Source organism: Psychrobacillus sp. FSL H8-0510, from assembly GCF_038008345.1.
In the GTDB taxonomy this organism is placed as follows: domain Bacteria; phylum Bacillota; class Bacilli; order Bacillales_A; family Planococcaceae; genus Psychrobacillus; species Psychrobacillus psychrotolerans.
Window position 1 is genome coordinate 903093 of record NZ_JBBOYZ010000001.1, and the last position, 14971, is coordinate 918063.

The window sequence follows — 14971 nt, forward strand, 5'->3', positions numbered from 1 at the left end:
TCAGAATGTAATAATAAATCGATGCTGTTTAAAGTATACTAGCATATATACCTACTAGAAAATTAATAGAAAGAAGAGATCAACCGATGAATATACAGATAAATCCTCGAGCACAAGCATTGAAAATTCCTGGAACACGACAATTCTCCAATCAATTAGTTCTTTACCCGGATGCCGTTAATCTAACGATTGGTCAGCCAGATTTTCCGACACCTACATCAGTAAAAGAAGCAGGTATCCGGGCAATTGAACAAAATTTAACCGGGTATTCGCATAATGCAGGGCTGCTAGAGTTAAGAAATGCAGTGAACTCTTTTTTCTTTGACAAATATGGTTTTTCATATGATCTTCAAAGTGAAATTATAATAACAAATGGTGCTAGTGAAGCAATCGATGCAGTCTTTCGAACAATTTTAGTAGAAGGAGACGAGGTTATTCTACCAGCTCCTACTTATTCAGGGTATGTACCTGTGATTGAACTTTGTGGAGCGAAAGTAGTGTATTTAGATACGACGGACACTAATTTCCAACCGTCTGCAGAAAGACTTGCAAACTTGATCAATGAGCGAACAAAAGCCGTGTTTTTCAATAATCCCTCTAATCCAACTGGGGTTGTTCTTACAAAAGAGACGATGAATGAATTAGTTGATGTGATAAAAGAAAAGAATTTATTCGTACTAACAGATGAAATATATAGCGAGAACACTTTCTCAGGAAAGCATCATTCCTTTGCAAGCTATAAGGAAATACGCGAAAAATTATTTTATATTCATGGTGTTTCCAAGTCGCATTCGATGACGGGTTGGCGAATCGGCTTCCTGATGGGCCCAGCAAATGTGTTGGAGCATGTAGTAAAAGTGCATGCCTTCAATACAATTTGTGCCTCACTACCTGCCCAATATGCAGCAATGGAAGCACTCACAAATGCCAAAGACACTCCAAGTGAGATGAACTTGCAATATGTGAAAAGACGTGACTTTGTATTTAGTCGATTAACAGATATGGGACTGACGGTGGAAAAGCCAAATGGCGCTTTTTATATTTTCCCTGATATAAGAAAGTATGGAATGAATTCCTTTGAGTTTGCTACGAAGCTATTACAGGAGGGCGGTGTGGCTGTCGTTCCTGGAAGCGCGTTTACAGCATATGGAGAAGGTTTCATACGTATTTCCTATGCGTACAATATGGCTGTACTAGAAAAAGGAATGAATAGACTAGAAGAATTCCTTCTTACATTAAGTCATCTCAATTCCTCTAGCATTTAAGTTTAGATAACAAAACAAAGGCTATTCCATCAATTTGGAATAGCCTTTTGCAATTTAACCTACTTTAGAATAGAAGAATCTCCCGTACCGAGAGTAACCACAGGTTTAACAAGAGTAACAACTCCCGAACGAGAGTATCTGGAGTGCGGCCACGAATATTCAACCATCAACCGCGTGTAAACATCTTCAAGCCATTATTCCCTCTGATTGTTAAGGAGTTCCAAATGCTCCTTCAAGGTCCACGTTACATCGCTCATCTCTTCATCGTTGGGCACATAATACCAAATGCCGTCCATTCGCTGCCCACTTCCATTCGTTAGCGTAATAGATTCTACATTTGTTAGTGAAGTCTTATAACCTTTTTGAATATCCATCATTTGACCGAATGTCATGTTTGTACGGATGTTGTCCGATAATGAGGCCAATAGTTCCTTATAGTTAAGTAAGCTATTGAAAGAAGCACCTTCCTTCAATATACCCAGGAGAACTTGTTTTTGGCGTTCCTGTCTTCCAAAGTCACCCAGTGGATCATTCTTTCGCATGCGAACATAACTAAGTGCACTATCGCCGTCTAGATGTATGGGACCCGCAGCAAACTGATAACCGTTTTCTGTGAAAGCAGAAGGGTTCTCAACCGTAACACCACCAACACTATCGACAATTTTTAAAAAGCTTTCCATATTAACTTGTACAACATAGTCAATTGGAATATCTAGAAGGTTTTCAACAGAACGAAGGGCCATATCTATTCCACCGAAGGCATAGGCATGATTTAATTTGTCCATTTTATCTAATCCGATAATTTCCGTATATGTGTCTCTTGGGATGCTTAATACTTTAACGGAAGCTAGAGACGGGTTAGTGGTGATGACAATAATAGTGTCGGACCGTCCGATATCCCCATCTCGTTCATCCACACCTAGTAGTAAAATGGAGATTGGTTCTTTTTCTACGAGTTCTACTTTCGTTTCTCTAAGCTCAGAAACTTTGCGAATCTTTGGTTCATGGATCGTCTCGAGTGTAGTGGATACATTTTGATAAATACTTGTAGCATACACAATACCAGCTAAAAGCAAGCAACTAATAATTGTAATCCAAATTTTTTTCTTCGACATTCATGGTCCTCATTTCTTATAACTACAAGCCTTTTGTAAATATATGAGTGTAAGTCCCAGAATATTAATGAGAACTGATAATAGTATGTATAGTTTATTGTTTAATTAAACGTCAAAAAAGAGGATTGTGGCAGTAACCACAATCCCCTTAAGAGATATAAAATTTATTCTTCTATTTTTGTAGCGCTTAATTGTAGGAAGTGTCGAATAATATCACGGAAGAACGCCTGTAACATTTCGTCGAAAGTATGAAGTGCATCAAAAGCATACAATCTATAAGGATCTTCTTGTCCATATCCACGTATATTGATACCTTCTCTTAAATGATGAAGATTATCTAAATGCGTGATCCACGATCTGTCTAATGCTTCTAAGTATATGGATTGTATATTTGCCCAAATATCTTCTTCTAGGGAAACCGTACTGGCAACATCCATTGCTTGGCTATACACCTTATTTAATGCTACTTCTAATTGCTCTTTACTGTCTTTATCGGTAGAGTCCATTAAATTTTCGGTATCGGAATTTAGTGTGGATAAAATTCTAATTTCATCAATAATTTCATTCCACATAGCGACGCTGTCTACATTATCTAAGTTAATGTCCAAGAGTTCTTGGATAAGATGTTCTTTTCTTTCGTGCATCGCATCAATGATGAGCGACTGCATATTATTGACATGTAGCGCTTTCTCCCGATAATTATACATAACTGATTGCTGATCATTATTAATATCATCAAGTTTCAATAAATGAGAGCGACTAGAGAAATGTGTACCTTCAATAACCTTTTGTACATTATAAACAAATTTAGATGGATTCGGAGCAATTATTAAACCAGTTTGATCTGTTTTGACTTTCTTTCTATATTTCTCCAACTCTTCTTCGTCATAATAATAGAACAGTTCATCTTCTAAAGAAATAATAAATTGTGTACTACCAGGATCTCCTTGACGACCTCCACGGCCACGGAGTTGCATATCTATACGAGCACTACTATGTAGCTCGGTACCAATAATATGAAGTCCACCTAGTTCGTGTACGTCTTTACCAAGAATAATGTCGGTACCACGACCAGCCATGTTAGTGGCAAGCATAATTTTGTGTAGCTGCCCTGCGTTAGAAATAATCTCCGCTTCGTCTTCTTCGGTTTTAGCATTTAATATAGAATGTTTTATATTTAATTCTTTTAGAGCAGCAGAAAGCTTTTCAGATTGTTGGATAGAAGTAGTTCCTATTAATACTGGACGACCAATACTATGGTAATTTTTCGTTTCTTCAATAATTTTTTTGATTTTATCTTCTATTGTCACATAAACAAGTGTTTCTAAATCTATACGTTGATTTGGTTTGTTCGTTGGAATTTCTGTAACACGTAAATTATACGTCTCCCAAAATTCATCTTTAGATGGAACTGCACTTCCCGTCATACCAGAAACGTGTTTGTACAATCGGAAGTAATGTTGGATCATAACCGAAGCTTGGGTGTTATTTTCTTCCTTCAATGAAACCTTTTCTTTTGCTTCAATAGCTTGATGTAGTCCATCACTAAATGTGCGCCCTTCCATTACACGACCAGTGTAAGGGTCTACAATCATAATCTTATCTTCTTTTACAATATAATCTACGTCTTTACGCATTACTACTTTAGCCCGAAGCGTCTGCATTGCGATATGCATAAATTCCCGATGCTCACTATCATAAACATTGTCAATTCCAAATGCCTCTTCTAATCGGTCTGCTCCATCGTCTAATAATACGATTTGTTTTGTTTCAGGATAATAATCATATTCTACTTTATCTTTAAATGAATCAATTACCATATGCATAATTGGGAATAAGTTCAAACTTGCATTAGACTTCCCAGCTATTATCAAAGGTGTTCTAGCTTCGTCTATTAAAATACTATCCACTTCATCGATTAAAGCGTAAAAAAGAGGACGCTGAACTAGCTGATCTGCTTCTTGCACCATATGGTCTCGTAAGTAATCGAACCCAAATTCTGTCCCAGTCCCATAGGTAATATCACAATTGTAAGCTGCTTTTTTTTCGTCTGCTTCTATTCCAGAAATATTTAAGCCAATTGTCAATCCTAAGAACTCAAACAGTGGTTTCATTTGTTGATAATCACGAGTGGCCAAATATTCATTGGCTGTAATGATATGAGTTCCTTTCCCGTGTGCACCCATCACATAAGCAGGAAGTGTTGCTACTAATGTCTTACCTTCACCCGTTTGCATTTGAGCGATTTGTGACTGCGTTAGTACAGCACCACCCATCAACTGAGAATCATAATGTCTTAACCCCAGAACTCGTTTAGATGCTTCCCGAACGACGGCGAAAGCCTCAATGATCAATTCCTCTGGAGAGATTCCATTATTTAGTTGATCTCGGAAAACTTGTGTATAAGCTTTTAATTCCGCATCTGTCTTAAGAGAAAATGACTCTTCTAAGGCATTTATTTTAGATACAATTTTATTCAGTTGTTTTAATTCAATCATTTCACCAGATATCATCTTTTTAATAGAATGTAACATATTCATTCTCCCTACTTTTAAATTCCAAATTCCATTATATCATGAATTATATAATGGAGCATTTGTAAGATAAAGTGCTTATATTTCAATTATATTACAACAATAAGTTTTAAATGTTACCAATAGATGTTAATGTTAGAATAAGAGGGAAAGGGGTTATGAAATGAGAAAAATTTACAAATCTATGGTATGTATTATGCTAGTTGCTCCAATAAGTTCAACCGTTTATGCAGAAGAATTAAAAGCCACGGAAGTAAAAATAGAGAACGTAGTAGAAGTAGAAAAAGTTGGAAATTCAGTGGAAGAAATTATTGAAGTAGAAGGTGACTCCGAAGAATGGCTAGAGGATGCGGTTGAAGCTGAGCCGGAAGAAGAGGTTATTTTAGAAGGTTATGAAAATCTTGGTTCGTTGATATTCAAATCATCAGCAGTTTCTTCGAAAATTGCAGCAAATGAAAAGGGAGAGTACTTCATCTATTACATCATGCATGGTTCTCCAGCAGCTTTAGTAGTTGTTAGTTATGCTACAAAAGAAATTCTACATACGTTTACGCTGGAAGATTCAAAAAGTGCGTGGGGTCTTGATGTAGATGAAAACGGTAAGTTATGGGTTGGTGGTTCTGTTTCTAGTACGTTGTACAGCTATGATCCTAACTCAGAGGAATTTGAAAAGCATGGTGCTATTTTTTCGAATAAAAGCGATACATCTATACAAGATTTAATCGTTTCTGGTAACAAAGTATATGCAGGTTCTGCATATGGAGGAAGTTTAGTTGCTTTTGATACAGAAACAAAAAGAATTGAAGAATTTGGTCAAATTCGGAAAAGAAGAGAATTTGTGAAAGCAATTGTAGCAGATGAAGAGAAAGATGAAATTTATGTTTCAATTGGATCTCCAATGGATTTATTGGTGAAAAAACCTAAAACAAAAAATTTCACTTCATTTTTACCTTCTAAATATATGTCTGAAAAATATGCACAGGATTTAGTTCTAACGGAAGACTATATTATTGCAAGATTACATCCTTCGAATCTAGCAGTAATCTTTGATCGTAAAACATTAAAAGTTGTTGATGAGTTTGAATTGAATTCTAAAACAGTTTCAGTACTATCTCCGAATGAGGATGCATTGTATTATACAAAAGCGCAACAGCTTATTAAATATAATTTAGAAAAGAAAGAACATACAGAGCTAGGTGTCTATTTACCAAAAGGAACAGAAGCTATTAGCTTAGACTTTATCATTAAAGAAACTCCTACATCGGAACAAGAGATTCAAGATAATTCTAAGGATACGATTTTAAAAGGAGCTTTAGACGCGTTTGGAAAAGAAATTCCAATTGGAAGTGCTCTACCAGTCATAGTAAATCCAATCGATAAAGGAATTCCTAATAAAGAAGGATTAGTAATAGAAGAACAACCTATCGAAGAAGAACCAAAAGAATTTGTTCTTTCTGGGATGGTGGATAATTTAGGGCAACATTTTGAATATAATCCTCAAACAGGTGAAATGACTTACCATCAATTTGACTTACCAGAACAGCCAGTAGAGTTATATACACTTGCTTCAAGTTCAGATGGCAAGAAAATTTTTGCTAACGGATATATGTCTGGTGGACTTGGTGTTTATGATGTACAAACAGGAAATAAAGAATTATACCGTAACATTAGCCAAATTGAATCTATGTTTGATATTAATAACAAGCTATATATCGGCGCTTACCCGCTAGCAAGATTACTAGTTTATGATCGTGAAAAAGAATGGTCTACTGGAAATCCAAAAGAAGTTATTCGTATGAACCAATATGGTCAAGAACGTACGACTGCTGTAGCACCATATAACAATGGTAAAGAAATCATTTTTGGAACCTTGCCAGATACAAGTGTTGGAGGCGGAGCTTTAGCATTCTACGATACAGCAACAGAAAAAATGGAAATTTACGAGAATTATATTTATAACCAAAGTATTGTTTCGCTTGTTAGTAGAGGAACACAAGTATTTGGCGGAACGTCTATTCATGCAAACCAACAAGTAAATCCTAGGGGAGCAAGACTATTTTACTTTAATAGAAGTACACCGGAAGACAAGAAGTATATTCATCTACCATTTAGTGCGAGTATGGTTACTAGTTTAATAGTAGATAAGGATAATAAAGTTTGGGGTATGGCGGACGGAAAGCTATTCGTCTACACAGATGAGTGGACAGATGTTAAAACAGTTGAATTATTACCATTAATTTCAGGTAGATTCCGTAATGCTCAAATCCTTGAGAACGTTGATGGATTTATATACGGAAGCGTTGAAGGTAAATTATTCAAAGTGACAAAAGATACATTAAAAGTTGAGTGGTTAAAAGATAAAGGCGTTTACGGCCTAGAAAAAGATTTGAACGGTAATTTATATTACTACGATGGCAGTAATTTGTGGAAATATACAATCGAACAAAATCGTAAAGTGAAGGAAAACGAATAGCGATAAAAGTTCAACGAAGCGAAGGAGAATGTAACTTAAATGAAACAAAAATTGCTATATCTTTTTATTATTTTTGCAGTAGCCATGGGCGGATTATTTCAAACGAATCAGGTAGAAGCACAAACTACTAAAGTGTATTGGGATGGGATTTTAATGGTTCCTGGCCAAGCTGGGAAGATTAAAGTTGTTAAACCTATAAACTTATGGAAGCGCACTTCAGATGGATTAGTATTTGAAAGAATATTAAAACCTGGAGAACAATACAGAGTTTACCGTTATGACAATATGTACGGTGGACAGTATGGTTTAGGTGGCGGCATGTACATTACGAAAATGGCTGGCTATGTAGAATATAAAACACCATCTAAAGCAAAGTTAAAAGAATTAGCAAATGCACAAGGGACGGCGCCAGCACCAGGAAATACAACTTCTAATTTATTTCCTGTAGAGAAAAAACCTTCTTTAACAATAGGTAAGGTTTCTAACCAATCTATTACACAAATAGCTCCTGGTGTACGCAAAAAGTACTTTGATATCGATTCAACAAATGGTTTACAAAAACTATTCATGCTTGAATACGATGGCAAAACATCAAATATTGAGTTAAAGACTGAGTTAGCAAAAGATCAGATAAAAGGCTTTGAAACTACTTCCTCACAGGCAAATAGTGTGGTTGAAAATGATTCCTATCATGTGGTGGGGGGAGTAAATGGAGATTATTTCGATAAATATGGTCAACCTATTGACTTAATGATGATGGATGGATCTATCGTATCTACACCTCAAACGGCATTAAGTGATCTAGCTGTATTAGGCATCAAAGCAAATGGAAAAGCTATTATTGGTGCCCCGACAGTAGCGATGAATGTTACAGTTAATGGTGGACAATCTTATGCTATTAATTCGGTTAATAGAAGTAGAGCTGCAAATCACCTAGTAATATATACGAAAGACTTCTCGGGAACTACAGGGACAAATAACCTAGGAACCGAAGTCAGAGTGAAAGTGGAATCTGGCAAGTTAAATGGTTCTGAAAAATTAGTAGGTACCGTAACTGAAAATATCTCTAGTGTTGGAAATGCAAAGTTGAACAGTGGAGAAATTATTCTTTCAGGACACCATTTTGCAAGTAAGTTCTTAGAAACTGTTCAAATAGGAGATCAAATAGAAATTGTAACTAACTTCACGCCTACTGAATGGAATGATGTTCGTGAATCTATTAGTGGACGTTATCATTTAGTGAAAAATGGAGCACTACAAACGATCAAAGTTGCAGGGGTTGCGCCACGTACGGCAGTTGGTATTAAAAAAGACGGAAGTATTTTTACAGCAGTAGTAGATGGTCGTAGTACTGCAAGTAAAGGTTTGACACTACAAAATACTGCTAAACTTATGAAAGATTTAGGCGCTCAATATGCGATGACATTCGATGGCGGTGGTTCTTCTACTCTAGTAGCTAGAGAACTAGGAGCAGATAAGGTGACTGTTGCGAACAAACCATCAGATGGTGGAGAACGTTCTGTATCTAACACACTATTATTTATCAGCAAGTATAAGACAAGTGCACTAGCAACAATTGCACCAGCTTCGGATGTTTTAGAACTTTTCCAAGGTGCAACTTATACTAATCTTTCCGTGCCTGTTAAAGGTATTGATCAATACATGAATCCTGTAGCAGTATCCGGGAATGGCACAGTAACTTCTTCTGTTCTAAAAAGTACGAATGGAAAACAAATAGTTACAGCAGGTCCAGGAACCTATGCTGGCGTTGTAACATATGACGGCAAAACTACCAATATTCAAATTAAAGTTACTAATACGTTAGATAGCATTAAAACGAACGAAAGTACGTTGCATGCAAACAAAGGACAAGCTATTCAAGTTACTGCAAGTGGAATGAATAATGGCCAAGCAGTAATTACAGATCAAGCTGCATTTACTTGGTCAACTACTATTGGAACGATAAAAAATGGTAAATTTACAGCTCCAAACAAAGATGGTATTGGGACGATTACTGTAAAATATGGATCTAAGACTACGACAGTTCCTGTTGTTATAGGAGAAGTAGCTCCAACTATTCTAGAATCATTCAATAAAGGTATTTCTAACTATGAGGCTTCAGGTGATCGTGTAAATTCTGTTTCAGTTGAATCAGTTACAAGTGATAGAGATGGGTCCAAAGCGCTTAAACTAGTTTATGACTTTACAGGTACCACTGGAACATCGGGTGCGTATGTGGATGCAAAAACTAGTCTAACGATCACTACTCCTGCTAAGAAAATTGGTATGTGGGTTAAGGGAGATAGTAAGGGACATTGGTTGCGTTCTCAAATTACCGATGCCTCTGGTAAAACAGTTCAATTAGACTTTAGTAAAAATGTAAACTGGTCTAATTGGCAGTTTGTTTCAGTAGAAGTACCAGCGGGGTTATCGTATCCACTGAAAATGGCTCTACCTGTTCGTTATATGGAAACAGAGAATAACAACAAAACAAATGGTTCTATTATAATTGATGATATTCAATCTATTTATAAAGACTAACGTAAGAGAATAGTAATAGTAGTTGCGAACTATATTAATGTATGATAACGTAATTCGTATGGATTTTTGCTAATAGTGGAGGGAAGTACATGAGTTCGGAAGAGAGAGAAACGAAAAAATCAAACGCCTCAGTGGAAGCTGGAGCGGAAAAGATTATTGGTTATTATAAGCGACAAGCTTGGGCTTTAAAAGTATTTGATAAAATTGAACAAGATAGCGTTGTCGAGGATGGTAAAAATGTAATACTTGTTTCTTCTATTATACAATCTAATAATGATTTGTTCTTCCCAGCTTTTATTCGTATTAATACGAAAGAAGCAGGAAAAGTGGAGGGAGCATATTTGATTCTAGAAGAAGAGGAAAGTTTTCAATTGCTACCACTTGAAAAGGCATTGGAAGAATATAAGTTGGATGAGCTAGTACCATTCAAGTATAGAACTCTCGAAAAGATTGAGGGAGATCAGTTTCAAGTAAACTGGCCAGAGTTCTCTTAAAGAATAGTTGGAGTTCTTAATAACTATGTTTTTCACAAAGGAGTGCGACTGCTGTCGCGCTCCTTTGTGTGTTTTTATAGATAAAAGAAATAGCGGAGCCTATCAAATGGTTTTACAAGCACCCCTTTCCGATAATGGAGATTGTGATTATTATATGCATAATTTACCATTTTATTTATCTTGTAATACAGTTAACATATAGAATTGAATCTGATAGTAGATATTTCAAGTAGTTATATAAATTTGCGATCAGTGCAAGTGGATTCTAAAATTTAGTGCTTTATTACGAACCTGACTGGATTGTTTAAGAAAAATCTGTCTTTTCTTTCTTTATACTAAATTTGGTTATAACCGTATTTTTATAGTATAATCAGTAATTGAAGAAACTTTCATATAGCATATACGTCTAAATGGGAGTTGCATTTAAATTTTTGAAAATAATAAAACAAGGATGATATATTTGGATATTAAATTACTTCTTGCTTTTATCATATCTATGGCGACAGCAATAGCGGTTACTCCGCTTGTTATTAAACTAGCACACAAAATAGGAGCGGTTGATAAGCCCTCTGAAAGAAAAGTACATCAAAACGTAATGCCTCGATTAGGAGGACTTGCTATTTTTATAGCGGTGATTGCTGGTTATTTTGTTGCTGGATTATATGAGGCGAAAATTACTGGTATTATGGTCGGTGCATTGATCATAATTGTTTTGGGAATAATAGATGATAAATACGAGATTTCAGCAAAGATTAAACTATTAGGTCAGATATTAGCGGCTTGTGCAGTAATGGGTAGTGGATTAACGATTGATGTTTTAAATATCCCATTCATTGGTGTTTTCGAACTTGGTATCTTCTCGTATGTAGTTACATTGTTTTGGATATTAGCTATTACCAATGCTATCAATTTAATTGATGGCTTGGACGGGTTGTCGGCTGGGATTTCCTCCATTGTATTTGCGAGTATTGCGTTCCTGGCTTTCACAGGAGATAAAATGTTGATTTTGACACTTTCCTTAATATTATTGGGAAGTACGCTTGGATTCTTGTTCCATAACTTCTACCCTGCGAAGATTTTCATGGGTGATACTGGTTCGATGTTCCTCGGATATGCAATATCGATACTGTCATTACTTGGTTTATACAAAAGCGTCACTTTGTTTAGCTTTGTTGTTCCAATTATGATTTTAGGTGTTCCAATTTTTGATACGTCCTTTGCGATAATTAGAAGGGTCGTCAACAGGAAACCTATTTCTGTTGCAGATAAGTCGCATTTGCATCACCGATTATTAGCATTAGGGTTGAAGCATCGTGACACTGTATTAGTAATATATGGTTTTGGTTTAATATTCAGTATTACAGCAATTACATTTGAAACACTAACTTTACGATGGGCAATATTTATCTTGTTGTTTATATTAGTTGCGTTTGAAATTATTGCTGAAAAGATTGGACTAGTCAGTGATGAATACAGGCCGATTATTTCTGTATTCCAAAAAGTTGTTGGGTATAAGCGCAATTAATTTGTGCTTTTCACATATTTATTTAAATTTATATTAGATTTTAATTTATGGAATAGGTTGGTGTTGAGACAATGAAAGTACCAATGTTAGATTTATCAGAACAATATGCAACATTAAAAAGTGAAGTTTTGGAAGCATTAGACGGAGTTATGAGTAGCTCTCAATTTATACTTGGTAGTAATGTTAAAAAACTAGAAGCAGATATTGCAGAATATAGTCATGTTGCTCATGGTATTGGCTGTGGGAATGGTAGTGATGCAATTCATATAGCTTTACAAGCAGCTGGAGTTGGACCTGGAGATGAAGTTATTACAACTCCGTTCACATTCTTTGCAACTGGTGGAGCAATTGCAAGAACTGGTGCAACACCTGTATATGCAGATATTGATCCAGTATCATTTAATTTAGACCCTAATGAGATTGAAAAACATATTACTGATAAAACAAAAGCTATTATTCCAGTACATTTATATGGACAAATGGCTGACATGGTAAGCATTCGTAAAATTGCAGATAAACATAATCTTTTTGTTGTGGAAGATGCAGCACAAGCAATTGGTGCTAAACAAGGGGAGTTTACAGTTGGTGAATTAGGAGATGCAGCTACATATAGCTTCTTCCCTACTAAAAACCTTGGTGCCTACGGCGATGGTGGTATGGTCGTTACTAATAATGATGATATTGCAGAAAAAAGCCGTGTAATTCGTGTGCATGGTAGCAAGCCAAAATATTACCACCATGTACTTGGTTATAATAGCCGTTTAGATGAGTTACAAGCAGCTGTATTAAATGTTAAATTCCCTCATTTAGATACATGGAGTGCACAACGTAGAACACATGCTGATTTTTATACAAATCTGTTAAACGAAAAAGTTGCAGATCATGTAAAAACACCAGTAGTTGTAGAAGGATTCCATCATGTATTCCATCAGTACACTATTTTGACGGAGCGTCGTGATGAATTACAAGCTTTCTTAAAAGAAAATGGCGTTGCTACAATGATTTATTACCCACTACCATTGCATGTTCAACCTGTTTTTGAAGGTTTAGGTTATAAACAAGGTGATTTCCCTAAATCTGAAAAAGCTGCAAACGAAGCACTTTCTTTACCAATGTTCCCAGAGTTAAAAGAAGAACAACAACAATACGTGGTAGAGAAAATTGCCGAGTTTTTTGCTAGTAAATAATGAATGGATAAATAGTAGAGGGAGACGTTATTTACGTTTCCCTCTTACTGCCTGTTCAAGAGATTTGAAGGAGAAGTGAAATGGCTGAAAATAAAACATATCGTTTGTACGATTCATTAGAATTTTTTTGGAAAAAGAAAGTTTGGTTTATTATTATTCCTGTAATTTTAGCTTTGTTAGGTTACCTTGGCGCAATGGTCATACCTAAAGATGGAGATTACGTAGGGAAAAGTACAATCTTTACAGGTTCTGTTAAGTTAGAAGCATTGACTAACCCAGAACATATTAAAACAAAATATGGTCAACACTTTACTGGAACTACTGAAGTATTTGTACCTACAAGAAGTTATATTAAAGTTGAAACTCATGGGAATAATAAGGATGAGTTAACAAAAGAGTTAACTCAATTTAATGATCAGTTAATAGAAGGGCTAATGGCTCAGCATGATAAAGTGGTAAAAGGAACAGAAACGTATGCAAATACGCAGGCTGCCCAAGTTGCAACTTTACAGACTGCAATTGAGTCCTATAAAGGGATTCTTAGTGATACAGAAAATTTAACAGTAGTAAATAACTTTGCAGCATTATTAAGTACTGCAGAAATGGATTTGAAAAATGCATTAGCTACAGAGCAACGTGTGAGAAATGACATAATTACTTATGAGCAACCCGCATTAGCAAATACGTATGTGGTAGAAACAAAATCATATGGTTTAGAAGGAGCAATCGCAGGATTCATTCTTGGTATATTGGCTACTATCCTTACTTTATCTTTATGGAAATATATTTTAGAAGCTAGAGGGAGTAAAAGAGTATGATTCAATTTGCAATTGTAGGTATGGGTTTCATAGCAGATAAACATATAGCTGCTATTCAGAATGCAGAAGGAGCAAATCTTCTTGCCATCTGTGATACAAATCCGGAAAGATTATTAATCGATGATGAAAATGTGTTGAAATATACAGATTTAGATAAAATGCTGACTGAAAATCCACAAATTGATGTAGTAAACATTTGTGTTCCTTCTGGTCTTCATGCGACCTTAACGAAGGCTGTTGCAAAACATAAAAAGCATATTGTTACAGAAAAGCCAATGGCACTAAATTCTTCAGATGCTCTTGAAATGATGGAAATTGCCAAAGATGCAGGCGTTAAACTTTCTATCGTTCATCCAAATCGTTACCGTCCAGCTATTATGGAAGTTCGTGAATTAATGGATGCAGGGAAATTCGGTAAAATTAGCCATGCTAATGCAACTGTCCGTTGGAATAGAGGACAAGCGTATTATGATCAAGCACCATGGAGAGGTACAAAGCAATTCGACGGTGGAGTCCTGATGAATCAAGCAATACATAATCTAGACCTGTTGTTATGGTTTATGGGACCAGTGAAATCTGTTCAAGGAATGGTCGCTACACGTTTCCGTGATATAGAAACAGAAGATGTGGCAACTGCGTTAATAGAGTTTGAAAGTGGTGCTCTAGGAGTGGTAGAAGCAGCTACGACTGTTTATCCGCAAAACTTGGAAGAATCTTTATCCATTTTTGGTGAAACTGCTAGTGTTAAAGTTAGTGGGAAAAATGCAGTATTCATCGATACTTGGGATGTAGAAGGTTATTCTCCAGAAGAAGTAGAAGCATTAAAAACTAAAATACAAAATGATCCATGGGGCAAAAAGGGTCACGACTGTATTATTGAAGATATGGTTGCAGCGATCAACGAAGACCGGGATCCAGAAGTTGGCGGTTTAGATGGTTATAACCCTGTTCGACTTATAGAAGCAATTATCGAATCATCTGAGACAGGTAAACGTATTACATTCAGTTAATTTAAAGGA

10 protein-coding genes are annotated in these 14971 nt (G+C 35.8%); 8 read left to right on the forward strand and 2 right to left on the reverse strand.

Annotation, left to right across the window (positions count from 1 at the left end):
* Positions 1 to 86: 86 nt before the first annotated feature.
* A complete protein-coding gene (locus MHI40_RS04385) occupies positions 87 to 1265 on the forward strand; it encodes an aminotransferase class I/II-fold pyridoxal phosphate-dependent enzyme (RefSeq protein WP_340761682.1) in 1179 nt (392 codons plus the stop codon).
* Positions 1266 to 1459: 194 nt separating this feature from the next.
* Here the strand turns inward: MHI40_RS04385 and MHI40_RS04390 are convergent, their stop codons facing one another.
* Together MHI40_RS04390 and secA are read right to left on the reverse strand one after the other, a co-directional pair.
* Positions 1460 to 2380, reverse strand: a complete 921-nt coding sequence (locus tag MHI40_RS04390; RefSeq protein WP_340761683.1) for an LCP family glycopolymer transferase — start codon at positions 2378 to 2380, stop codon at positions 1460 to 1462.
* Between the two features lie 164 nt (positions 2381 to 2544).
* The gene (gene secA, locus MHI40_RS04395) at positions 2545 to 4914 is read right to left on the reverse strand and encodes a preprotein translocase subunit SecA (RefSeq protein ID WP_340761684.1); all 2370 of its coding nucleotides are present in this window, start codon (positions 4912 to 4914) and stop codon (positions 2545 to 2547) included.
* 163 nt (positions 4915 to 5077) lie between these two features.
* Here secA and MHI40_RS04400 point away from each other — a divergent pair, with 163 nt between their 5' ends.
* The 7 genes from MHI40_RS04400 (at position 5078) to MHI40_RS04430 (ending at position 14962) form a co-directional block, all read left to right on the forward strand.
* A complete protein-coding gene (locus tag MHI40_RS04400) occupies positions 5078 to 7387 on the forward strand; it encodes a hypothetical protein (protein WP_340761685.1) in 2310 nt (769 codons plus the stop codon).
* A 39-nt stretch (positions 7388 to 7426) separates the two neighbouring features.
* Complete coding sequence (locus MHI40_RS04405; protein WP_340761686.1) at positions 7427 to 9928, forward strand: phosphodiester glycosidase family protein; 2502 nt, start codon at positions 7427 to 7429, stop codon at positions 9926 to 9928.
* Between the two features lie 89 nt (positions 9929 to 10017).
* Positions 10018 to 10422 (forward strand): hypothetical protein, encoded by a 405-nt coding sequence (locus MHI40_RS04410; protein WP_093537250.1) that lies wholly within the window; start codon positions 10018 to 10020, stop codon positions 10420 to 10422.
* A 460-nt stretch (positions 10423 to 10882) separates the two neighbouring features.
* The gene (locus MHI40_RS04415) at positions 10883 to 11947 is read left to right on the forward strand and encodes a glycosyltransferase family 4 protein (RefSeq protein WP_093537251.1); all 1065 of its coding nucleotides are present in this window, start codon (positions 10883 to 10885) and stop codon (positions 11945 to 11947) included.
* 71 nt (positions 11948 to 12018) lie between these two features.
* Positions 12019 to 13134 carry a DegT/DnrJ/EryC1/StrS family aminotransferase gene (locus tag MHI40_RS04420; protein ID WP_093537252.1) on the forward strand — a complete coding sequence of 372 codons (1116 nt, stop codon included), beginning with the start codon at positions 12019 to 12021 and terminating at the stop codon, positions 13132 to 13134.
* 80 nt (positions 13135 to 13214) lie between these two features.
* Positions 13215 to 13952, forward strand: a complete 738-nt coding sequence (locus tag MHI40_RS04425; RefSeq protein ID WP_340761687.1) for a hypothetical protein — start codon at positions 13215 to 13217, stop codon at positions 13950 to 13952.
* Positions 13949 to 14962, forward strand: a complete 1014-nt coding sequence (locus MHI40_RS04430; protein ID WP_093537254.1) for a Gfo/Idh/MocA family protein — start codon at positions 13949 to 13951, stop codon at positions 14960 to 14962. The genes MHI40_RS04425 and MHI40_RS04430 overlap by 4 nt, the downstream gene beginning before the upstream one ends.
* Positions 14963 to 14971: the final 9 nt, after the last annotated feature.

Excerpts from the sequence above, each read along its gene's own strand:
- MHI40_RS04410 (WP_093537250.1), top strand. The coding sequence starts at position 10,018 with ATGAGTTCGGAAGAGAGAGAAACGAAAAAATCAAACGCCTCAGTGGAA.
- MHI40_RS04390 (WP_340761683.1), bottom strand. The coding sequence starts at position 2,380 with ATGTCGAAGAAAAAAATTTGGATTACAATTATTAGTTGCTTGCTTTTA.
- MHI40_RS04400 (WP_340761685.1), top strand. The coding sequence starts at position 5,078 with ATGAGAAAAATTTACAAATCTATGGTATGTATTATGCTAGTTGCTCCA.
- MHI40_RS04405 (WP_340761686.1), top strand. The coding sequence starts at position 7,427 with ATGAAACAAAAATTGCTATATCTTTTTATTATTTTTGCAGTAGCCATG.
- MHI40_RS04420 (WP_093537252.1), top strand. The coding sequence starts at position 12,019 with ATGAAAGTACCAATGTTAGATTTATCAGAACAATATGCAACATTAAAA.
- MHI40_RS04425 (WP_340761687.1), top strand. The coding sequence starts at position 13,215 with ATGGCTGAAAATAAAACATATCGTTTGTACGATTCATTAGAATTTTTT.
- MHI40_RS04430 (WP_093537254.1), top strand. The coding sequence starts at position 13,949 with ATGATTCAATTTGCAATTGTAGGTATGGGTTTCATAGCAGATAAACAT.
- MHI40_RS04385 (WP_340761682.1), top strand. The coding sequence starts at position 87 with ATGAATATACAGATAAATCCTCGAGCACAAGCATTGAAAATTCCTGGA.
- secA (WP_340761684.1), bottom strand. The coding sequence starts at position 4,914 with ATGTTACATTCTATTAAAAAGATGATATCTGGTGAAATGATTGAATTA.